This is a genomic window from Ruegeria sp. CDSC068 (genome assembly GCF_059610545.1).
In genome coordinates this window covers 149,745-170,753 of the sequence record NZ_JBXWNV010000008.1, presented here as the reverse complement: position 1 = coordinate 170,753, position 21,009 = coordinate 149,745, and the positions used below count along the sequence as shown (strand labels likewise).

The 21,009-nt window shown below is 54.9% G+C and carries 17 protein-coding genes and 1 pseudogene; 6 read left to right on the top strand and 12 right to left on the bottom strand.

Going from position 1 to position 21,009, the window contains the following annotated elements; all coding sequences use genetic code 11:
• Positions 1-22 precede the first annotated feature (22 nt).
• The 3 genes from AC2FID_RS16970 to AC2FID_RS16960 all read right to left on the bottom strand — a co-directional run bounded on the left by AC2FID_RS16970 (position 23) and on the right by AC2FID_RS16960 (position 4,459).
• Complete coding sequence (locus AC2FID_RS16970) at positions 23-2,329, bottom strand: Tex family protein (protein ID WP_496837843.1); 2,307 nt, start codon at positions 2,327-2,329, stop codon at positions 23-25.
• 81 nt (positions 2,330-2,410) lie between these two features.
• A complete protein-coding gene (locus tag AC2FID_RS16965; protein ID WP_496699215.1) occupies positions 2,411-3,427 on the bottom strand; it encodes an Ldh family oxidoreductase in 1,017 nt (338 codons plus the stop codon).
• A gap of 87 nt (positions 3,428-3,514) precedes the next feature.
• Positions 3,515-4,459 (bottom strand): c-type cytochrome, encoded by a 945-nt coding sequence (locus AC2FID_RS16960; protein ID WP_282121594.1) that lies wholly within the window; start codon positions 4,457-4,459, stop codon positions 3,515-3,517.
• A 48-nt stretch (positions 4,460-4,507) separates the two neighbouring features.
• Between AC2FID_RS16960 and AC2FID_RS16955 the strand changes: the two genes are divergently transcribed.
• The 4 genes from AC2FID_RS16955 to AC2FID_RS16940 all read left to right on the top strand — a co-directional run bounded on the left by AC2FID_RS16955 (position 4,508) and on the right by AC2FID_RS16940 (position 9,463).
• A complete protein-coding gene (locus tag AC2FID_RS16955; RefSeq protein WP_496837840.1) occupies positions 4,508-5,080 on the top strand; it encodes an RNA polymerase sigma factor in 573 nt (190 codons plus the stop codon).
• Positions 5,077-5,823: an anti-sigma factor gene (locus tag AC2FID_RS16950; RefSeq protein ID WP_496837838.1), complete on the top strand. Its 747-nt coding sequence runs from the start codon at positions 5,077-5,079 to the stop codon at positions 5,821-5,823. The genes AC2FID_RS16955 and AC2FID_RS16950 overlap by 4 nt, the downstream gene beginning before the upstream one ends.
• A 66-nt stretch (positions 5,824-5,889) precedes the next feature.
• Positions 5,890-6,963, top strand: a complete 1,074-nt coding sequence (locus tag AC2FID_RS16945; protein ID WP_496837837.1) for a helix-turn-helix domain-containing protein — start codon at positions 5,890-5,892, stop codon at positions 6,961-6,963.
• 364 nt (positions 6,964-7,327) lie between these two features.
• Positions 7,328-9,463, top strand: coding sequence for a polysaccharide biosynthesis tyrosine autokinase (locus tag AC2FID_RS16940; RefSeq protein WP_496837835.1), 2,136 nt, complete (start codon positions 7,328-7,330; stop codon positions 9,461-9,463).
• Between the two features lie 324 nt (positions 9,464-9,787).
• On the opposite strand, the gene AC2FID_RS16935 is transcribed toward AC2FID_RS16940, so the two are convergent.
• The 4 genes from AC2FID_RS16935 to AC2FID_RS16920 form a co-directional block, all read right to left on the bottom strand.
• On the bottom strand, positions 9,788-10,621 hold the full coding sequence (locus tag AC2FID_RS16935; protein WP_496837898.1) for a sulfotransferase domain-containing protein: 834 nt from the start codon (positions 10,619-10,621) through the stop codon (positions 9,788-9,790).
• Complete coding sequence (locus tag AC2FID_RS16930) at positions 10,608-11,921, bottom strand: oligosaccharide flippase family protein (RefSeq protein WP_282170299.1); 1,314 nt, start codon at positions 11,919-11,921, stop codon at positions 10,608-10,610. Before AC2FID_RS16930 ends, AC2FID_RS16935 begins: the two co-directional genes overlap by 14 nt.
• A 332-nt stretch (positions 11,922-12,253) precedes the next feature.
• Positions 12,254-13,336, bottom strand: a complete 1,083-nt coding sequence (locus AC2FID_RS16925; RefSeq protein ID WP_496837896.1) for a glycosyltransferase family 4 protein — start codon at positions 13,334-13,336, stop codon at positions 12,254-12,256.
• A 204-nt stretch (positions 13,337-13,540) separates the two neighbouring features.
• Positions 13,541-14,635 (bottom strand): hypothetical protein, encoded by a 1,095-nt coding sequence (locus AC2FID_RS16920; RefSeq protein ID WP_496837833.1) that lies wholly within the window; start codon positions 14,633-14,635, stop codon positions 13,541-13,543.
• A gap of 521 nt (positions 14,636-15,156) precedes the next feature.
• On the opposite strand from AC2FID_RS16920, the gene AC2FID_RS16915 reads away from it, so the two are divergent.
• Both AC2FID_RS16915 and AC2FID_RS16910 read left to right on the top strand, forming a co-directional pair.
• The gene (locus AC2FID_RS16915; protein ID WP_282170302.1) at positions 15,157-15,420 is read left to right on the top strand and encodes a spike base protein, RCAP_Rcc01079 family; all 264 of its coding nucleotides are present in this window, start codon (positions 15,157-15,159) and stop codon (positions 15,418-15,420) included.
• 6 nt (positions 15,421-15,426) lie between these two features.
• Positions 15,427-15,885 (top strand): carbohydrate binding domain-containing protein, encoded by a 459-nt coding sequence (locus AC2FID_RS16910; RefSeq protein WP_282170303.1) that lies wholly within the window; start codon positions 15,427-15,429, stop codon positions 15,883-15,885.
• Positions 15,886-16,565: 680 nt separating this feature from the next.
• On the opposite strand, the gene AC2FID_RS16905 is transcribed toward AC2FID_RS16910, so the two are convergent.
• From AC2FID_RS16905 to AC2FID_RS16885, 5 genes and pseudogenes are all read right to left on the bottom strand, one after another.
• On the bottom strand, positions 16,566-17,297 hold the full coding sequence (locus tag AC2FID_RS16905; protein ID WP_282121067.1) for an amino acid ABC transporter ATP-binding protein: 732 nt from the start codon (positions 17,295-17,297) through the stop codon (positions 16,566-16,568).
• Positions 17,294-18,154: an amino acid ABC transporter permease gene (locus AC2FID_RS16900; RefSeq protein ID WP_109311164.1), complete on the bottom strand. Its 861-nt coding sequence runs from the start codon at positions 18,152-18,154 to the stop codon at positions 17,294-17,296. The genes AC2FID_RS16905 and AC2FID_RS16900 overlap by 4 nt, the downstream gene beginning before the upstream one ends.
• Complete coding sequence (locus tag AC2FID_RS16895) at positions 18,155-18,979, bottom strand: ABC transporter substrate-binding protein (RefSeq protein WP_496837830.1); 825 nt, start codon at positions 18,977-18,979, stop codon at positions 18,155-18,157.
• A 192-nt stretch (positions 18,980-19,171) separates the two neighbouring features.
• Positions 19,172-19,482, bottom strand: a pseudogene (locus tag AC2FID_RS16890) (DDE-type integrase/transposase/recombinase); the annotation flags it as partial.
• A 65-nt stretch (positions 19,483-19,547) separates the two neighbouring features.
• Positions 19,548-20,981, bottom strand: coding sequence for an NCS1 family nucleobase:cation symporter-1 (locus tag AC2FID_RS16885; protein ID WP_496837828.1), 1,434 nt, complete (start codon positions 20,979-20,981; stop codon positions 19,548-19,550).
• Between the last annotated feature and the right edge of the window lie 28 nt (positions 20,982-21,009).

Below are 21,009 nucleotides of genomic sequence, written 5' to 3'. Positions count from 1 at the left end.
GTTTCAGTAACGTGCATCCAGGCTATTGCTTTTTGAGCGCAGACTTTAAGGCGTCACCAAGTGCGCTGTGGTGCGCGTTTTCTCTAGATTTTGCGTATTGCGCCTGTTTCCCTTTTGGGCGGTATGGGCGTTTTTCTGAACCCTTGCCGTCCTGTACTTGACGCGCCGAGGCTCCGCCATCCTTTCGCATGGTCAGAGCAATACGTTTGCGTTGCACGTCAACCTCGACCACAGTAACTTTGACCACGTGGCCCGTTTTCACCACTTCATGCGGGTCTTTGACAAACCTGTCCGCAAGCTGACTGACATGGACCAAACCGTCCTGATGCACGCCCACGTCGACGAAAGCGCCAAACGCGGCGACATTGGTGACTGTCCCTTCCAGCACCATTCCAGGTTTCAGATCGGTAATCTCTTCGACCCCATCAGTAAACGAAGCGGTCACGAAACTAGGGCGGGGATCACGACCTGGCTTTTCCAGCTCTGAGAAAATGTCTTGCACAGTCGGAAGGCCAAAATCTTCATTCACGAACTGTTCTACGCGCAGCCCTTTCAAGGCACCGTCATGACCCATGATTTGGCGAATATCACGACCACAGGCAGATACGATCCGTTTCGCAAGCTTGTACGCTTCTGGATGCACCGAGGACGCGTCCAAGGGTTCCACGCCATCCCGTATCCGCAAAAAACCTGCGCACTGCTCATAGGCGCGCGGCCCAAGACGCTCGACGCGCAGCAACTCCTTGCGGGATTGGAACGCGCCGTTGAGATCACGATGCATAACAATAGCCTCCGCAAGGCCGGGCCCAAGACCAGAAACGTGTGAGAGTAGGGGGGCAGAGGCCGTATTCAGATCCACACCCACAGCATTCACAACGTCTTCGATTACGGAAGCCAGCGACTGTGACAGGCGATGTTGATCAACGTCGTGCTGGTATTGACCGACGCCAATGGATTTTGGTTCGATTTTTACCAGTTCCGCCAGCGGATCCTGCAAGCGGCGGGCAATCGAAACAGCGCCACGCAGCGATACATCCAGGTCTGGAAATTCACGCGCGGCCAATTCTGATGCCGAATAGACCGAAGCTCCGGCTTCTGAAACGACAACCTTGGTTGGGGCTTTGACGCCCTTCGGCAGCAGTTTTAACGTGTCAGCAACCATCTTTTCGGTCTCGCGGCTCGCTGTACCGTTGCCGATAGCGATGAGGTCGATCTTATGGGTTGAGATCAAGCGCAGGATCGCCGCCTGCGATCCGCGCAAATCATTCTTGGGTTGGAATGGGTGCAAGGTTTCCGTCGCAACCACCTTGCCTGTTGCATCAACGACTGCGGCTTTGACGCCGGTTCGGATTCCAGGGTCCAACCCCAAGGTAGCCCGCGCGCCGGCAGGCGCGGAGAACAATAAGTCTTTGAGATTGCGGGAAAAAACATGAATTGCTTCGTCTTGTGCACGGCTGCGTAAATCGGCCATCAGCTCGACCATCATCGAAAGGGACAGTTTTACCCGCCACGTCCAGCCGGCAACTTTCCGCAGCCATTTATCACCGGGTGCATCGCTGCGTGTCTGCAGATGAGCAGCCACCATAGCTTCGGCTCGAGCGGCGCCAGCTTCGGGCTCGGGGGCGATGTCCAGCGTCACGATCCCCTCTTTCGAAGCTCGTAACATTGCCAGGGCGCGGTGCGATGGGGTCTTGGCCCAAAGCTCCGAATGATCGAAGTAGTCGCTGAATTTGGCGCCTTCTTGCTGTTTACCCTCGATCACTTTCGAGGTCAGCAAGGCCTCGCGTTGCATGAAATTCCGCAATTCACCCAGAAGGGCGGCGTTTTCAGTCAACCGTTCAGTGATTATGTCCCGCGCGCCATTCAATGCGTCTTTTGTCGTGGGAACCGGCTCGCCAATGTAACCCTGTGCCAGCCCTTCGGGATCGGTGGAACGGTTCGCTAGGATTGCATCGGCAAGCGGTTCCAGCCCGTTTTCGCGCGCAATCATCGCCTTGGTGCGGCGCTTGGGCTTGTAGGGCAGGTAGATGTCTTCCAGTTGGGCTTTGGTGTCTACCTGCGCGATGGATTTCGCCAACTCGTCGGTCAACTTGTCCTGATCCTTGATTGAACTCAGGATGGTTGCGCGCCGCGCCTCTAGTTCGCGCAGATAGGTCAAACGGTCCGACAAAGTTCGAAGTTGCGTGTCATCCAACCCGCCAGTCACCTCTTTGCGGTAACGCGCCACGAATGGAACCGTGGCCCCTTCGTCCAGCAATTTTACCGCTGCACCGACCTGTTCGGCGCGGGCGTTGATTTCGGTGGCGATGGTGCGGGCGATGCGGTCCAAGGGGGCCTCCTGAATTCAATTGGGAGGAACTTCTTAGCCAGCCGCACCGCTAAGGGAAAGAGAAGATCGCGGGCCTTACACCTATTCGGCCAAAACCAGCAAATCTTCGTACAGGGTTTTCGCGATCTCAACGTGTCCACGGGCGGTGTTGCGTGCGCGAGCAGCGAAACGTCTTTGCGACGGCAGGCGCGCACCTTGATCGACGATGTCGGCAAACAAGCGTTCGGCGCGCTCATCATTTGCTGCGGCACGACCACCGCTGAACTGGGCGGGGTCAAAAGCCAGAATGATCTCGCCGTGATAGGGCGCGCCGCCTTGGCCCTCGGCAAACTCCATGCTTTCCAGGCTGGTCAGGTCGTCGATCAACGGACCGGCCAACAGCTCGATCATGATCGACAAGGCCGAGCCTTTGTAACTGCCGAAGGTGAGCATCGCCCCCTCCATCGCGGTCTGCGGATCAGTGGTCGGATTTCCATATTTGTCTATGGCGACGCCTTCGGGCAGGGGCTTACCCGCCCTGTGATAAAGCTCAATCTCACCACGGGCAAAGGCGCTGGTGGCAAAATCAAACGTGAATGGGTCTTTGCCCTGACGCGGCCAGCTGAAAGCCAGCGGGTTCGTACCCAAACTACCCCGAGTGCCCCCAGCCGGTGCGACCCAGCTGTGGCTGGGCACCATCGCCATCGCGGCCAGACCTTCTGAAGACAGACTTTCCACTTCGGGCCAAAGGGCCGAGAAGTGAAAACAGCGGTTGATTGCCATTGCAGCGATGCCGTGGGTGCGGGTCTTTTCGATCAGCACAGGCAATGCTTCGCGAAAAGCCAGCAAAGACATGCCTCCGCGCGCATCGACACGAACAATGGCATTATCCGAAGGCGCAAGAGCCGGGGCCACATGCCCGTCAATCTTGCCGGTCTTCATGGTGTCATTGCACATGAACAGGCGGAACAACCCATGAGATTGGCAATCGTCGACCTGGCAGGTCGTCAATACATCGGCAATGGCGGCCGCGTGTTCCGGGCCAAACCCCGACTTGGTCAGGATGGACAGGCTGAGGTTTCGGATCTCGTCCAGTGTCAGTTTGACCGTGTCGCTCATGCCGCGCGTCTCCCTTGTCTGAGGTCAGACAAGGGATAGCGTGGCGGTGCGTGTAAAGGGAACCCGCTTTATTGGATTGGTTCAGGTTTAACCCTGTGCTTCGGCTTGCAAATAGGCGATCACATTCACGATATCGGATTCCTTTTTCAGGCCGCGAAACTGCATCTTGTTGCCGGGAACTGTGCCTTTGGGATCCGCCAGAAAGGCGGTCAGGGTGTCGGTTGTCCAGACGATACCCGACCCCTTTAGAGGTTCCGAGAACTTAAATCCGTCAGCTTGACCCGCCGTAGCGCCGATAATGCGGTGAAGCGATGGGCCCACCGTATGGCGGTTTTCGTCCAACTTGTGGCAAGCGCTGCATTTACGGAACACCTTCTTACCTGCTTTGACGTCACCTTCGATAGCAACCGCAGCAGTTACGGCGGTGGCGGCAGGTTCGGCTTGGGCTTTCTTTTCGTCCAGGTTGAATATCAGACGCGCTGTAATGGGTACGGTCCGGGTGATGCCGGGCAGGTCGGCCAATTCCATCAACTTTTCCACACCAGCATCGACGCCTGCATCTTCTGTACTGATGAACACCATGTCATTTGTTGAAACCATGACTGATGTTTCAGACAGGCGCGCCACAAACATCTCGGCATCAAACGCTACATCTGTACCTGCCAGCGAAAGCATCGCTTCGACATCGACAATCGTGGTTTCGCCAACGCTCAGGGCCGTTACATCTGCCATGTCGAACTGCGCCGTCAGTGATGCTGTACCCGCTTTTTGGAACACGTATTCGACCATACGTTCATTGCGAATGTCGATATTGGTTTCCACCGATGACAGGTCAATTTCAATATCGGCTTTCCCGTCGGGTCCAACCTGACCGGAGAGACCTGTGAAAGAGTTTACCTCACCCACGGTGTCTTTTTTGATCGAACCATAGGCCAGATGCGAGCCTTCAGGGTCCAGCGTCCAAGTTTGCGCAAGAACCGGGGTTGCAACAATTGCCGACGCAATCGTGACTGCCTTCAACAGAAGTTTCATTTCTTTCCTCCTCGGGTTATGTCAGTCCTGACCCCGCGGGCCCGGTCCGTGAAAAGCAAACACACACAGGTCGCGATTTATTCGATGAGTCCCGATATTTCCTCCGAACAGGCCGTGCGCGGCGCAATCCAGACGCATTCCAAACGGGTCTGGCGGTTTGGTCTTGCACTTTCGGGGGCGTCGGACGTCGCAGACGATCTTTTGCAATCGACGTGTCTGCGTGCGTTGGAGCGTCATCATCAGGTTACGTCGCATGATCGGCTGGGCAGTTGGCTGATGACGATCTGCCGCTCGATCTGGCTGAATGAGGTGCGGGCACGCTCTGTGCGTAAGGCCCAGGCGCTGTCCGTTACACCCGAAGCCGAATTAATTTCGACCGGACCGGATGCAGAAACGAATATTTTCGCCGCTGAGGTGTTTACACAAGTGATGGAGTTGCCAGAAGCGCAGCGGGAGACAGTCATGCTTGTGTTTGTTGAAGGATACAGCTACCGCGAAGCCGCCGCGTTGCTGGAGGTGCCAATAGGCACTATCATGAGCCGGTTGTCCAACGCCCGGCAGAAACTGAAAAACGTGATGCAGCATGATGCGGCAGACACCGTTCGACGGAGTGGCAAATGAAGTTTTCCGACGAGACGCTGAGGGCGTATCTGGAAGGCAATGCGGATGCGGCCGAGGCCGCCGCAATCGAAGCGGCGATCGAAACCGATCTTGCACTGGAACAACGCCTGATGACACTGGACCCGCTGGCACCTGTGGTGCAATCAGTGTTCGAAAACATCCCTGCGGATGCACCGAAGATTGAATTGCCGCAGCCAATGCCGGTCAGTACGACCGACACCTCAGGCGGTCTCTGGCGCTTGATGGCAGTTGCCGCGTCGGTTGCCGTCGTGGCCGTGTCCGCAACTTTCTGGGCGACACGCCCAGAGCCAATGGGTTGGGCCGAACAGGCAGCAATCTATCAGTCGCTTTATTCGCCGGACACGATTGAATCGTTGGACAGTTCTCCGGTTGCGCTGGATGCGCAATTTGCGCGGGCTGAGGCACAGTTGGGCCGGTCGCTTAACCGGGACACACTTGAGACGCTGCCCGGGCTGGAATTGAAGCGCGCTCAGGTACTGTCCTTTAAGGGAAAACCTCTGATCCAGGTAGTTTTTGCGGATGATCAGGGCCAGCCGCTGGCCTTCTGTGTGATCCGCCAGGGGGAAGGTGCGCCGGCAAAGGATGTCAAACTTGCGGCGATAAGTGGTGTTGCCACTGCGACATGGGCGCAGGATGGATATGGCTATATGCTAATCGGCAGCAGCGAGCAGACCGATCTTGACCAGCAACTGAACATTCTGACCACAACATTCGCAGGTTGACCGGGGGGCAGGGCGGAATACGTCTTGTGAACCGCACGAAATGTCCGAAATATAGCGGGCATGACGATGAAACCTGTGATGCCGGACCCGGATGAGGATGACGACGCGATCGGTCCTCCCAGCATCTATGACATCGGCCCGGCTGAGGAAGATGATCTTTGGTTCCTCCCTCCCGATGAAGGTATGGCACAGGACGTATTTCTGCCCCCCGGTCCGGCAGTCGATCGCCGCCTTCTGTTTGACCCAAGGGATTGGCGCGCGGCGCAGGCCGAGCTGTCTTATGAACTGGCGGAACTGGCGGCCACGTTTGGGGCGTTGGACGAACGTTTGCGCGCAGGGCCGAAAGGGTGGGGACACCGGCTGGCGCTGATGGATGTGTCTGATCTGGGCTGGTGGACGGGGGATAGGATCGGTGTCGACCGGCTTGCATTGTGGGTCGGATTACGGATTGGCGCAACCGGCGATGATGTCCAGGCGATGTTCCGGGCAGGCTGGGCCGTGCGCCGTCTGACGGCGGGGGCTGGCCCGGCAGAGGACGGCTGGGCCACTGGCCTGACCGCATTCCTTGATCGCATGTCACAGGGCATCGAAGACATGCCAGAGGCGATCGCCGATTTGGCTGAGATTATGCAGAACGCAGAAGGCTTGCATCCCGTCACACAGGCCGCAATCGGGTTTCATGCCTGGCGCGCCCTGTCAGAAGGTGTTGGTCAGGACACTGAGGCAGCAATTATTGCAGCCCGACATGCTGCGTCGATGGGGCGGGGTGGGGCGATCTTCATGCCGTTGGCGCTGTCGGGTCCGGGGGCGTTGCGCGGGGTTGGCGAGCCGCAGGAAAAACTCGCGGCCTGGATCAGGGGGGCAGGGCAGTCGATATTAGCGGCTTTGTTGCACCTGGATCGGGTCAGCGCCTGGGATCAGCGCGCCCGCGAGGCGACAAGTGACCTGAGCGGCCGCACGCCACCGCGCCTGATCGACGCGCTGACCGCATGGCCCATGGTGTCTGCGCCGCTTGCCGAGGACCTGACGCAGGCTTCGCGCGCTGCGGTGCAACGCAATATCGACCGTTTTATGGGGCGCGGTTTGATCCGAGAGGTAACGGGGCAGGGGCGTTACCGGGTCTGGACCGCTGCGCTGTAATCTTTGAACAGCCCGCGACATGTCCGGGCAGTAAGCGCGGCTTGGTCTTCGGTCTTTTCATGTGCTTCAGTTACTCAGACGAAGACCGAGTGAACCGTCGCAATTCCGCTGGGAAACAGGTCGCGTCGACGGTTCTTTGGGTACAATGGCAGCATCTGCCTCAAGATGGTGTTGATGGATGCTGCATGTTTAATTCGGCGTGGATTTCATAGAGATTTAGTATCACTTCAACGGTAATTTCTGCCGTGTTTCTGAGGTTCTAGACCAAAGCATGTAGAGATCTTTATTTATGCTTCGCAGCCATGTAGAGAGCGCAAGCGCAGGTGCTTTGCGTATATTTGGCATCAGGGACATTAAGCTTGATATGAAGCAAACTCCGATACACGACGTAGCGACTATATCCGGGCGTACCCCGATAAATGACACGTCGGAAGAAGACACGATCGACCTTGGAGTTTTGGCCGGCATTTTGTGGCGCGATAAGTGGATTATTGCCCTGTGCACCACAGCTGCAATTTTGTTTGGCGCGTATTACGCGTTTGTGGCCTCTGTTCCGCTATACCGGTCCACAGCCGTCGTCATATTGGAAACCGAACAGGCCAGCGTCGTTGATCTTCAAAGCGTAGTGGGCGGTCTTGCCGGAGATACGGTTGAGGTCAATTCAGAGCTCCAAGTTCTTCAGTCGCGCGGCCTGATGGCCAAGGTTGTAGACAAGCTGGACTTGGTATCGGACCCCGAGTTCAACGCCGCGCTTCAACCTGTAACCGCGCTAGACAGGGTCAAGCAGTTTATCAAATCCTTGCTTGGAGTTAGGAGCGACCGCGAACAGGTGCCCGAGGATATAGCCGAGCAGCAAATTCGGGACGGTGTGGTTTCGGCCATTCTGCAAAAAGTTTCAGTGAAAAACGTGCGGCAAAGCTTGGTCTTTACAGTCACGGTGGAGACCGAAGAGGCGCGAAAGTCTGCATTGATTGCGGACACTATTGTCGAGCTTTACGTCCTGAACCAGATCGAAGTGAAGTTTGAAGCCACAGAACAGGCTACTGCGTGGCTGACCGTGCGCGTGGCCGAGTTGCAAGTTGAGTTAGAAACTGCCGAAGCGCAGTTCAATGATTTCAATGCAACAACGGCGTTGATCTCACCTGAAGCGCTTCAGTTACAGGAAGTTCAGCTTAAGGATCTGCGTGAACGTAGCATTTCGGCTGAAGCAACTCGCGCCTCGGCCCAGGCGCGATATGAAGCACTTGAAGCTGCTGATAGCCGCGCGGGCCAGGTCGAAGCCAGCCAGGACCCGCAGTTACAACGCATATTCTCGCAGATCAACGCATCCGACACGGGTGAGGTCGCGTTTGACACCGCCTTTGAGCGCCTGCTTGCGCGCTCTGAGCTTGAGGCGAGGCGCGCGACCCAACAAGTTCAGGCTTTGACGCAATCATCTCAGGAGTTGGGCGAGCGTATCGCGCTGCAGAATGCAGACTTGATCATGCTGCAACAACTGGGGCGCGAGGCAGAAGCGGTCCGGTTGTTGTACGAATATTTCCTAGCACGCCTGAAAGAGACAGCCGCGCAGGAAGGAATTCAGAAAGCGGATAGCCGGCAGTTGTCACGCGCCGTAGTCCCCAGCGATCCGTCGGAACCGCGAAAACCGGTGATCCTTGCTTTTTCAGCCATTATGGGCGTTTTGTTGGGTGCTGCTATTGTTGTGCTGAACGAAACAAGGCGCAAAGGTTATCGCACGGCGCACGAGATGGAGCGCAAAACCGGGTACAGTGTTTTGGGCCAAATCCCGGTCTTTCCCGTTCGCGGGCGCCGCAAGGTTTTGGAGTATCTTGTCAACAAACCCTCTTCTGCTGCAGCCGAGGCAGTGCGTAACTTGCGCACTTCGCTGATGTTGTCCAATGTGGACCGCCCACCGCAGATTATCGTGATGACATCTTCGTTGCCGGAAGAAGGCAAGACGACAAATTCTATGGCATTGGCGCAAAACTTTGTCGGCATCGGCAAGAAGGTGCTGCTGGTTGAAGGTGACATCCGCCGCCTGACGATGACGGCACAGTTGCAGGAAGCGCCAAAGAAGGGGATCGTTTCGGTTCTGGCTGGGGATGTAAAGGCGCAAGAGGCGATCTTTATTGACCCGCTATTGGGTTGCGATGTTTTGGCTGGCGAGAAGACTGCGGCGAATGCGGCGGATCTAATTGCTTCGGATCGTTTCCGGCTCTTTTTGGAAGAGATGCGCGAGATATACGATATAATTTTGATCGACACGCCGCCAACGCTGTTGGTGTCTGACGCTCGGCTGATTGCGCGCAATGCGGATGCAGTGTTGTTGACGGTCAAATGGAGCGCCACCTCCGAGCAGGATGTTACCGAAGCTATGCGACTTTTCCACACTGACAACCAGCGTCTGACCGGTCTAGTTTTGGGCCAGATCAACGCTCGCAGCGCCAAGCACTACGGCTATTCATACGGCGGGTATGCCAACAAATATTACAGCAACTAACGGCCGATACCTAAGAAGAAACACAACATGGATTTGCCGGTAAACCCCTGAACGGGCTGGCTTGGGTTGTTTTTGAGGCCTTGGTGCCGACACTCATTAAACTCATGGTTCTAGCTATATTGGCCCAACACTGGTTCAGCTGCCCCACTTGTCTCTGAAGCATATTAACGCCGCAATGACTTTGGCTGTTCCTCTCACCGGGCTTTAATGGTCAACAGAACGCTGGAGCAGTTTCTGGAGATCTGGTCAGGCGAAGGCGACTGTATTGCCCAATTCAGAAGTGATGCAATGAGCAATGAACCAATTTTAAGCACGACTGACACATCACTTCAAATTCGTGCCCTCGACGTACGAAGACATGAACTGCCGTTCAGATGCCAGCAACTCTTCGAGGAAATTCAAATCGCTGTCGGTCGCAGCCAGCTTCGCCGTTTTGCCGCCACTAAAAAAAACCGATTTAAGGCCAGCACTTTTGAGCGCGTTTACAACCGAGTAAAGCCCAATGAACCGTAGTGCACGAGCACCATAACGCCCAATACGCGCGAGAACATAAGATCTGGGCGCCGTCGCCTCATTGACGCGCCGCTCAGCCATATTTCCAGCGTCTTTGATCGGCAAACTTAGCCCATTCGAAAGTGTCTTTACATAACCGTCAGGATCTTCGGCAAGATCTGATTGTTGTAGAACGGTGACCCTGCTAAAATGCGCCTTCCAGATTGGAAGGTGCTTAGAATACCGACTTGCTTCGATGATCTCAGGAAACTTTTGCACGGCTTGATGCACGGGAAGCTTTGTGTAGCCACGGGCCATATGCTGGTAATGCGACCATGCCCGCTTTACCGGATCGCGCAGAGTCACAACAATCGGAATATCGCCTAATTCTTCGAAAATCTTCGGGGCGGCGGTGCCAGAGGCATGAAAGAGAGAAGGACCCACTTCGATGATTGCGACATTTTGGTCGGGGGCGAAATGCCTAAAGTGTCTTTCATACCATGCCAACCCGCGGTGATGGTACCTGTCGTAGTAAAACGTCTCTTTGACGCCACTTGGAAGACAGATGTCCCTGCGACTTTCGAAATACTCGTGTATCCAGCTTGTGCCACACTTCATCGGACCCACCACAAGCGCAGTAGGTTTTGGGTTTTTAGGCGTGATCATTTTCAGGAGCCCTTTGTCTGAAAAGAGTGGTGGGCGGATCAATCGCAAGACTAGTAATCGCTGCGTGCCGCAGTGCAAGACTTGAGACAACGATGGCCAGGAATGCGGCCATGGCAGCGCCGTTCGTCCCAAAGAACGGAATGAGTGCCAAATTCAGCACGATGGTAGACGCCAATGCCAGTGCAAACGACATGAGAGTACGATTCTCGTTGCCCGTCATATTGAGCAGGGGGATGACCGCGCCGTTTAACATAGCCAAAGTATTGCCGGCCGAAAGGATCAACAGGGGGATAAGTGCAGCAACGGCATCTGTTCCAAAGAGTAGGGCTAATATCTGTTCACCAAAGGCTGCATAAATCAGCAGCCCTGGCACCGCCACGCAAAGCGACAATACGATGCTGGTACGCAGTAGGACGACTAACTCGTCCTGGTTTCGGCCTTCGCGCAGCTGAGCGATACGCGGGGCCAGCACAACATTCACCGCCTGCGATCCAAAAGCCACCAGCATTGCACCTTGCAGGGCTATTCGATAGACGCCAACCGCCGTTTCCCCGACCAAGAGCCCAAGTAGGATCAGATCTGCCTGCCTTGTCGCTACTTGCACGCCGCCGATAGCAGTAAATGGTAGAGCAGATCGTAGCCACGCACGATGTTCAATCTTCGCGTTCCCAGTAGCAGCAAGCGCGGCAGGAACTTTGTGCCAAAATAGGTAATGATTAAGCGCAGCTGACAAAGACACTGCTGCAACCATTGCTAAGGTAGCATGGGTTGCCGTCATCGCTCCGGGTAGCAATACGTTGAGGATGAGTGAAATTATGATCAGAATGACCGGACGCAGCACCGTATCGGGAAAAAGCGCTGCCACTGGCTTTCCCAAGCCGCGCAAACCGCCGGACCAGTTTCCAATCAAGGAGAACCCGGGCAACAGCAGTGTTGAAATGGCAATTGAAAACGCGAGATCACTGGCCGGGAAGAACGTTATGGCGACGAACGCAACGATTCCACCGACCACGGCGCAATAGAACGCGCTGAAAAGGAGAACCCAACGTAAAACGCCATGCAGTTTTGCTGGATCGTTTGCGGCAGCCGCTCGGGAAACCTCGCGCACGACAAGCTCTGTTACGCCGTTTTTCGTCGGAATCGCAAGCCCGGTAGCCACGGCCAGACCGAAAGAGAAAAGACCAAACTGAGCAAGACCAAGAATCCGGGTCATGACAATAGTTACAAGGACACCCATCAGCGCCTGTGAGACCTTTAAGCCCCCAGTCCCAAGGCTTTTACTCAGAATACCACGGATCATATTTTTGCCTCTTGAGTGACAGTCTCAATACGTTGCCCTCCTGACGTTATTCCGGGCCGGCGATGCCGGTTCTAACGGAGTGTTCCAAAAGCCTCTATTATGAAGCGACAGGTTTGCAGGAATGCTTGCCCGCTGAGGTATTTCCGCCGCTCCGAAAGAAAAAATGAACGAAGGGACGGCCACAATTTGATTGCCCACAGCAGGGCCAAGTCTAGTCGTGAATGTTGTGGAGATCCGCGTTTGGAGCCTCAGGGCAATGCTTCAATGATGTATCTCTGGCCGCCATATTCTGCGGAGCTACCTTGTTTTCTGCGCCGCTACGTCGATAGGTGTCATGTCCCACACAACGTTCGGATTTCCTGGACGTATTTGGCGATGACTATGCTCTCGTCGAACTCGTTCTCCATCTTGGAGCGCCCTGCGCGACCCATCGCGCTGCGAGCCTGAGGCGAAAGTTCAATCACGCGCTCCAATTTGTTCTGAAGGTCCGCTGCATCACGCAAACCGCAAATGAAGCCATTGACGCCATCATCCACGGTCTCGCGGCAACCGGGGGCATCGGTAGTGACAATCGGCCGACCGACAGACGCGGCCTCGAGCAGGGTGCGTGGCGTGCCCTCGGGATAAGCCGAGGGCAGCACGATGCAGTCCGAGTCCACGATTTCCTGAACTACGTTGTCCGAATAGCCCAAATATTCGATGTCACCTGCATGTACCCAGTCATCCATCTGCGCGCGCGAAATAGCAGCCGGATTGTCGTTGTCGAGAGAACCCAGCAGGCAAAAGCGCACATCGCCATGGTGGTGGCGGATAGCGCGTGCGGCTTCCACGAACTCGCCCACACCCTTGTCCCACAACATTCGCGCGATAAGCACAAAGCGCAAAGGTGCGCCACGCCCTGCCTCAGGTAGCGGAGTGTAGGCGAATTTCGTTAAATCAACGCCAGAGCCAGGCAATAGGTCGTGCTTATCGTGCCGGACGACGCCGTTGCTGATAAACAGCTCGCGATCGTCTGGGTTTTGGAAAAAAACCATAGCCGCTTGCTTTAAAGCCATTTGATAGAGGCCCTTGGCGACTCGTGTCACTAAATTGTCTGACACAAAGACCGTACCCAGTCCCGCAATGTTGTTGATCGTGGGAATGCCCAGCCGGTGCGCAGCGAGTGAGCCATAGATGTTCGGTTTGATCGTATAGCCAAGGTATACATCTGGGCTAACTTGCTGCAATGCCTCCCTAAATCGACGGTAAAGAATGTAATCCGACACTGGATTCTTGTTCATTTTCATAGGCACGTCTATATGGGAAGCACCCATTTTCATCAGCGACGCGGTGTATTCATCCTTTGGTGCCACGATGACAACGTCATGACCCTCTTTCTGGATTGCCCGAATTAGATTTCTGCGTGCTTGCCACACGTAATGCGATGTATTTGCGCCTATTGCAATTTTCTTATTAGTATACAATGAGTTGAAATCCCAAGATTTAGTCTGACCCAGTCCCTCGTACGGGCAGCTTGGGTGTAGAATCCGTTCCTGTTTTTTCTTGTGAATAGGTTGTGGTCAAGGCCTGTTTGGCGGGATCTTTGCGTACCTCAAGCCAAACAGGTCGTGTGGCGCGGTTTAGATTGGTGTCGGATGAAAGTTGCGACTGGGTTTTCTGTCTGACACAGGACGTTCAGTGTAATAGTGAACGGCCAGCAAGAAAACGAACAATGGGACTTTGTGGCGTAAACCGACACCTGGCGTATATGATGAGATGCCAAACACGACGTGGCAAATCAAAATAGCAGAGATCGCCACAAAGAAGGGCGCTAACCTCAACTTCCAACACAAGAAAACGCACAACACTGAAAAGAGTGCGCTGATTGCACCTATTGCTAGCGAAATCGCGCCCGCGTCGGGGGCAAAGAACGGGAATGTGAATTGTAGTACCGCAAGAGCCACGCCATTCGCTTCATATGGAAATCCACTTACAAGCAGCCACCCTGCGTAAGAGGTATCGCCCCTTTCCGTTGCAATTCGGAGCTTTGATTCAACAGCTGACAACGCGGCATCAGGCCCTGAAAAAATGTAGGCTTTGGAGACAGACGCAGCAAATAGGTCCCAATAAACAAAAAACAGCAAGGCGGCAGAAAGCAAAGCAATCAGAATTAATTTGAGATTGCGTAAGAAAACTGATGCTACAAAAAGGTTACCGGGGTGCGCCAACACAAGTGTAAAGAACGCGACCACCGCAAGCAAAGACGATCTAACTGATTTTGCGGGCGACTGAAGGAAAGATGGCGGTTTCATGGAAATGAAAGCGATGTAGATCGCCAAAATGCAGTAGGTCCACTCCCCCATACCGCTTGCTGTTTGGTAAGCGGCAAACGTCAATGCGATCATGAAAAAGATATTCGTCCTGAACGCCCCGGCCATATCAAAGCACTTCTTGTGTAACTTAAAAGCAAACCATCCGAACAAGACTGGCCATAACGGCCCCAGGAACGTGCTCATGAAACCTAAAATGTATGTATGAACTCGATCACCGCACAGCAAAATGTTGAATTGACACGAGTTAACTGTGTCAACGTATGCAATCGTGTCCGCCACGGGGCCAATGAAAATACCGGCTGCCGCAAGCAACTGGACCATAAGTGCGGCGAGGACAATGAGGAGAAGTCTGGCGCTCACGACATAATTTTGGGCCACCAAATACGCGACTAGGGCGGACATGTAGCCAAAGGCCATTAACCCGAAAGACAACTATTATACCTAGCCTAATTGCATATTTTTACTAACCAACAACGCTGGTTCGGCCTCGCACTATCAGCCTGAATGACACTTGGCAAGTTTCGGCAAAGCGCTTCCGGTGCTAGGGCGTACCAAGCGGCGGAATCTAGGTTTCACAGGGAAACGTCTTACTGTGAACATCGCTGTCAAACTTAAAAAGAACACGCCATGTTCCGAAACGTCATCAAACCTGCTTTCGCGGGGGAAGCCCGCAGGTATGACACAATACAAAACTGGATATCGAGGCCAGGACTATCTTCAAGAGGAAACGCTAGGTCGTACTCTTTGGCGGTTGGTTCACTGGCGGCCACGTTGAAATCTTGTAGGCGCAGGATCGTAAAGAATTTCTGAGCTGCGGGGACGCGGTGGAAACACTTTTGGGAAAGTGCGTGAAGTAACTTACGCATTCGAAATGAAGATTAGCCCGTCGGGTCGGGCGCACAAATCATCCAAGGAGAAAACTAATGGCAGACGATTTCGCAGATCTCCGCGCCGGTCTGGATAGCCCTCAGGAACATCACGCCGCAGTCTTCCCAAGCGATACCGTTGATCTCCCCAACGCTACTCGGGCGCTGTGGGTCGGAAATGGCGGCAATATCACAGCAACCACGATTTTTGGTGAGACGGAAGTCTATGAAAACGTCCCAAGTGGTACTCTTCTGCCTGGGCGGTTTACTCGGATTCACGCGACCGGTAACTCAGCAAGCAGCATTTTGGCTCTCTGGTGATCTGATATGATCAGTCTAGGGCTTTCAATCACATCACTGGCCGCGCGGTCGCGGCATGGCACCGCGTCACTGAATTTGGTGGCTAACGGCAGCTTCGAAGCGGAAACAACTGGCTGGGCACCATTCAGTTCAACTACACTTGCAATAGAAGCCGGAAGACTGCGTGTCATTGCTGGGGCGGCGGCAATCAGGGTTTCTCAGGACGTCAGCGCTCTGGTACAGGGTCAGCAATACCGGTTAACCGCTGATATCGACGCATCCGCTAGCAATGGAACCGTCACAGCTCGTATCAACAACACTGTCAGCACAACCGGTTCCCTCGTCGTTCTCAGTGTCGAGGCCGGGCAATCCGGTACTTTTGAGGCAAATTTTACCGCACGTGCGGAAGATGACGTCCTGCTGTTCAACAACACTCGGGGGCTTGGCGACTACTGGCTGGACAACATCAAGATTGAGCCGGTCTAGTCACGTCAGCACTAACAACAAATAGGCGGCTAGCGCCACGACGATGAAAATCACAACCACAGACGGTGGGTTACCGATGTCCAAGGGTTTTTGCTAGATCGCCCCGGCCTGGTACGCAAGATCTAACCCTGCTGCCAGCAGATAAGGCTACAGTGTCGATGCGTATTGTGACCCTAGGCTGGTTCGCCTACGTCCATTGTGAACCAAATCCTGACAGACCTGCAGTCGCCCGACCCATGTGGTCGGGCCCTTTATTTTTGGAAGTTGTCCACAATTCGTGTTCGTAAATTTCGCGGTGCTGTAAAAGGCCAGTATCGTTTCACCTTTTGAGTGGATAATGCCCTTTGCCTTTATCGGGCCATCGGCAAAACGGTAAGACTGGTGACTTCATGCCGTCAAAGCGCCGGAACAAGGCCATCGCGACGAAGTTCTTCTCCCGCTCCTTAGATATGAACGGCCTACCACGCAAATTTGTTGTCGACAAAAGCAGTACCAACACAGCTGGCACCAATTCCACAAACAAGATGCTGAGGGGCCTTGGATACCCAATCCAGATCGAGATGGTCGACATGATCCGAAACCTGTCCTTTCAAACAGTTCGCGGAGTTGGCCGCTTAACTCGCCGGTACTAAGCTATCGCTGTGGTCAGTTAGTACTTCGCAACAGAACCCGTTTGGGCATCACAGCACGCGTGAAAGGAATGCCTTGGTGCGTGGTTCGTGTGGTTGGGAAAAGAGCACCTCGGGCGGGCCCTGTTCCAGGATGCGTCCGGCATCAAGGAAACACACTTTGTCTGCCAGCTCACGTGCAAAACCCATTTCGTGGGTGGCTAGTACCATGGTCATACCCTGCTTTCGCAGGTCCCTCAGAACGTCCAGAACCTCGCCTACCAGTTCGGGATCCAGTGCGCTTGTAATCTCGTCAAACAGCATGATCTGTGGCTCCATCGCCAGCGCACGGATGATAGCCACTCGCTGCTGCTGGCCGCCCGATAGCTGGTCTGGATAGTGCTCCATCCGGTCGCCCAACCCAAAGCGCGTGAAAAGCTGGGTCACCCGCGGGCGCAGGTCGTCTCTGCTCAGCCCGCGTACACGACGTGGCGCGAGCATTACGTTCTCTGCCGCTGTCATGTGAGGAAAGAGGTTGTAGCTTTGGAAGACTATGCCGATCTGTTGACGCACCGGCTGTGGGTCCAGTCCCGGTTCAGAGATGTCTTTCCCGTCCAGCCAGATCTCGCCGTCATCGATGGGTTCAAGCAAGTTCATGCAACGCAAGAGTGTGGATTTGCCAGAGCCTGAGGCGCCAATCAGGCACACCATCTCGCCCTCAGCTACATCCAGGTCAATGCCCTTGCATACCTCGTGATCATCGAACCGTTTCCGCACCCCGCGCAAGGATAACTTCGCTGTCATGTACGGGCCCTGTTCTGCTTGTTCATAAGGTAGTCCGCATACCGCGTTGCTGGTATGGTCAGCGCAAGAAAGATAAGCGCTGCGCCCACATAAGGCGTAAAATTGGCATAGAGCGATTTGTAAACACCAGCCTGACGGAAAATCTCAACCGGGCCGATAAAGGACAAAAGCGCCACGTCCTTCTGCAAAGCGATGAACAGGTTCATATTTGCAGGAACGACGTTTCGTATGGCCTGCGGCAGGACCACATAGCGCATGGTGTCCTGATCACTTAGCCCCAGCGAGGCCGCGGCGGATCGCTGCGACTGATGGATAGAGTCAATGCCCGAGCGGATCACTTCGGCCACATAGGCCGAATAGACCAAAACCAGCGCCAGCGTGCCCCAAATGTAGGGGCTGTTCCAGGGCCTCGGCAGGCCCAACCCGGGCACGCCAAAGCCAATAATGTAAATAACAAGAACCACTGGCAGGCCACGGAAGATGTCCGTATATGCAATGCCGAACAGCCGCAGCGGAAAAAGTGCTGGTGCGCGCGTGTCCCGACACAGCGCGATAACCAGACCCGTGATCGCGATAAGCGGTGCAGACCACGCGAATATCATCACGTTCATCAGAAAGGCTTCGAGCAATCCGGGAAACGTCTCGGCGAAGACCCGGCCGTTAAAAAACGAGCGTTGTACGGCCTCCCAACCGGGGGCGAGCGGGACGAGGACGACGATGGCAAGAGCCACGCTGACCACTGAAATCAGCGCGATGCGATTTGAGCGACGCCGTACCTCAGCTTCATAAACCTCGCGACGCGTGGGCGTCGCGGCAGGGCGCTCAACCGAGTCTTTTTGCAATGACGTTTCTTCCATCTACTCGATGACCGGCACACCTGTAGCCTCGGACAGCCATTGGGTTTCAATCGCGGCAAGCTCGCCGCTTTCGGTCAGTTCTGTGATGGCCGCGTTGACGCATTCCTTCAACCCGTTGCCCTCTTCCATCAAAACGCCGAACTGATCAGGACTTTCGGATTGTCCCGCAGGGAACTGGCCAAGCAATGCACCGTTTTCGACCACGACAGCCGACAGATAGAGTGCCGTAGGCAGGTCATAAATTGCGGCATCGATCTGGCCAGCCATGATGGCCGCATTCACATCAGCATTGTCGTTGTAAAGCAGCGGTTCACTAGACGGCTGGATCACGTCGTTCAGCATCGGGATCGCTGTCGTCGTGGCCACAGCGCCCCACTTCAATTCCTTGAGGCCGTCCAACGTCGCTTCTGCGCCGGAATCGACAACGTTCTGGGTGGTCAGAACCGCCATGGCCGAGGTGTAATAGGGCAGGCTGAAATCAACCATTTCTTCCCGTTCGGGAGTGATCGAGTACTGCTGCATGTTGAAGTCAAAGTTCTTAGCGCCGGGCTGAATCGCCTCGTCAAAACTTGTACGAACCCAGGTGACATTGTTCTGGTCGAAGCCCATTTTTTCGGCGATTGCATAAGCAACGGCGGCTTCGAATCCTTCGCCGCTTTCGGGCGCGTCATTCATAACCCAAGGATAGTAGGCCGGATTACCTGTTGCGATTGTCAGGGTGCCCTCTGTTAGGGTCTTGCCTTTGGCGCAGGTCCCATCGCCCGCAGCAAGCACTGAGGTCGTCGAGAAAAGTAAGGCCAGAACTGGGCCAGCAATCAGTTTCATCAATCTTCTCCCTGTTTTTGTTTGGTCACAGGTTCTTATGCGCAGGGGGATTTGTCTAGGTGTTTGATCCCGCAGTGTGATGTCGGGTTCTCTTCGTTCGTCAAGACCTTTGCAATAGAACCAACACAAATACGTCGCAGCGGCTTTGTCAGGTTGTTCGGTGTTTGCAGCACAGGGCTATCAGAGTGGAGTTCAGAGGTTCAGTTCGCGCGTGTAATTTTGCCAAATATCAAAAGCATCAGCTCGGGCGTGACGATAAGAACTGGCAGAAAGGCGGCGGCAATTTGGGCGGAACAATGCGGCGATTTGGTCATGAGGCGCCAGAAATCTCTGCGCCTGTCCGGGTGACTTGAACGGTCCATGATCTTCTCCTGCTGGCGGGTGTGTTGATGCGAGGCCTCAGCTCGGTTGTTCAAGCCCTTGTACTGGCGATGCTCGATCCCCGGTGCAATCTCAGCTATTGCGGCGGCGTAAGACCGAAGCTTGTCTGTAACGAGTAAGCGATAAAAATTGCTTTCACGGGATGTTGTGGCGGGCAGCGCACTGCCCACCACCTCTTACCAAATGCTTAAGCGTTCTTCTTTGCCATGGCTTTGTAGATAACGCCGCCAAGGATTGCACCGATGATCCAGGCGTAGCCTGACAGGATGCCAAGGGCCGGGACCCAGACCGTGGCGACCGAAAACACCGAGGCGACGCCGAAGGCAATCAGAGCCGAGTCGTTCCAGCCATTGCCATAGTGGTACTCGCCCCCTTGCATGTTGTAGAGGTCATCCCTGTTCAGCTCTTCTTTGCGGATCATGTAATAGTCGACAATCATGATTCCGAAGATCGGAGCCAGTGTTGCACCCAGTGTATTCACGAACCCAGCGATGCCGATATTCGAGATTATGGCCGTCCACAGGCCACCGATGACCAGTGCAAAGACTGATGTGGCCAGGCCTGCCTGACGGAAGCTGATTTTCCCAGGTGCGAGGTTGGCGATGCCATTCACCGCAGGGATGAAGTTCGCGACAAGATTGATACCAACCGTAGCAGCGAAGAAAGTGATGGCGGCGATAATGCCCAGCAGAACACTATCGGTCTTTTCAACGATCTCGGTCGGGTTGATGATCTCCTCACCGAAGACTACGGCTGCACCACCGGTTGTCAGCAGCGCCAAGGCCGAGAACAGGATCATGTTCAACGGCAAACCAGCCAGGTTACCCGCCTTCATAGATGCTTTGTCTCGTGAATAGCGCGAGAAGTCCGAGAAGTTGATCATCACAGCCGAGAAGTAGGCAACCATGGTGCCGAAGATGGCGATAAAGCCTTTGACCTCAGACCCGAACGTGCCTTCGGGATTGGAGAAGATCGTTGCCGTTGCGCTCAGAAGCTGCCCGTCTGAGCGCTGCCAGAGAACGATCACAAGGCCGATCATCACCGCATAAACGAAAGGCCCGGCGAAGTTGAGGAACGTTTCGACCCAGCCCATACCGCGCCAGAAAATGACGATGTGAAACACCCAGACGATGAAGAAGGCGAACCAGTCGATACCAGTCAGGCCTAGCATCTCGGCCCCGCCATCCGCGCCGGTGATCGAACGGATCAAAAGTGACAGGGCGGTTGAGGCGAAATAGACCTGAACGCCGTACCAGAACACCGCGACTGTGGCCCTTAACACCGCCGGGAGCTTGGACCCAGCCGTACCCATACTGGCGCGCGCCAGAACCGGGTAGGGAATGCCGTATTTCTCGCCTGGTGCACCAGACAGATTCACCATCCACATGACGAACAGCCCGGCCACAATAAGCGCCAGAAAGGCGGTCCAACCGCCAACGCCGTATGAAATGAACAGCGACGCGACAAGTGAATACCCAAACAATGATTGAACATCGTTGGCCCAGATGTTGAAGATCGCAAATGCGCCCCATGTTTTTTCATTGGGCGATACCGGATTAAGCGTATCGCCTTCCGGATCTGTTGTACCTGCGCCTTCGACAGAGGTTGCTGTAGTTACCATTATTTCCTCCCGTTTTGATACGGGGGTA

Excerpts from the sequence above, each read along its gene's own strand:
- AC2FID_RS16965 (WP_496699215.1), bottom strand. The coding sequence starts at position 3,427 with ATGAGCGACACGGTCAAACTGACACTGGACGAGATCCGAAACCTCAGC.
- AC2FID_RS16960 (WP_282121594.1), bottom strand. The coding sequence starts at position 4,459 with ATGAAACTTCTGTTGAAGGCAGTCACGATTGCGTCGGCAATTGTTGCA.
- AC2FID_RS16950 (WP_496837838.1), top strand. The coding sequence starts at position 5,077 with ATGAAGTTTTCCGACGAGACGCTGAGGGCGTATCTGGAAGGCAATGCG.
- AC2FID_RS16945 (WP_496837837.1), top strand. The coding sequence starts at position 5,890 with ATGAAACCTGTGATGCCGGACCCGGATGAGGATGACGACGCGATCGGT.
- AC2FID_RS16940 (WP_496837835.1), top strand. The coding sequence starts at position 7,328 with ATGAAGCAAACTCCGATACACGACGTAGCGACTATATCCGGGCGTACC.
- AC2FID_RS16935 (WP_496837898.1), bottom strand. The coding sequence starts at position 10,621 with ATGATCACGCCTAAAAACCCAAAACCTACTGCGCTTGTGGTGGGTCCG.
- AC2FID_RS16930 (WP_282170299.1), bottom strand. The coding sequence starts at position 11,921 with ATGATCCGTGGTATTCTGAGTAAAAGCCTTGGGACTGGGGGCTTAAAG.
- AC2FID_RS16920 (WP_496837833.1), bottom strand. The coding sequence starts at position 14,635 with ATGTCCGCCCTAGTCGCGTATTTGGTGGCCCAAAATTATGTCGTGAGC.
- AC2FID_RS16915 (WP_282170302.1), top strand. The coding sequence starts at position 15,157 with ATGGCAGACGATTTCGCAGATCTCCGCGCCGGTCTGGATAGCCCTCAG.
- AC2FID_RS16910 (WP_282170303.1), top strand. The coding sequence starts at position 15,427 with ATGATCAGTCTAGGGCTTTCAATCACATCACTGGCCGCGCGGTCGCGG.
- AC2FID_RS16905 (WP_282121067.1), bottom strand. The coding sequence starts at position 17,297 with ATGACAGCGAAGTTATCCTTGCGCGGGGTGCGGAAACGGTTCGATGAT.
- AC2FID_RS16900 (WP_109311164.1), bottom strand. The coding sequence starts at position 18,154 with ATGGAAGAAACGTCATTGCAAAAAGACTCGGTTGAGCGCCCTGCCGCG.
- AC2FID_RS16895 (WP_496837830.1), bottom strand. The coding sequence starts at position 18,979 with ATGAAACTGATTGCTGGCCCAGTTCTGGCCTTACTTTTCTCGACGACC.
- AC2FID_RS16885 (WP_496837828.1), bottom strand. The coding sequence starts at position 20,981 with ATGGTAACTACAGCAACCTCTGTCGAAGGCGCAGGTACAACAGATCCG.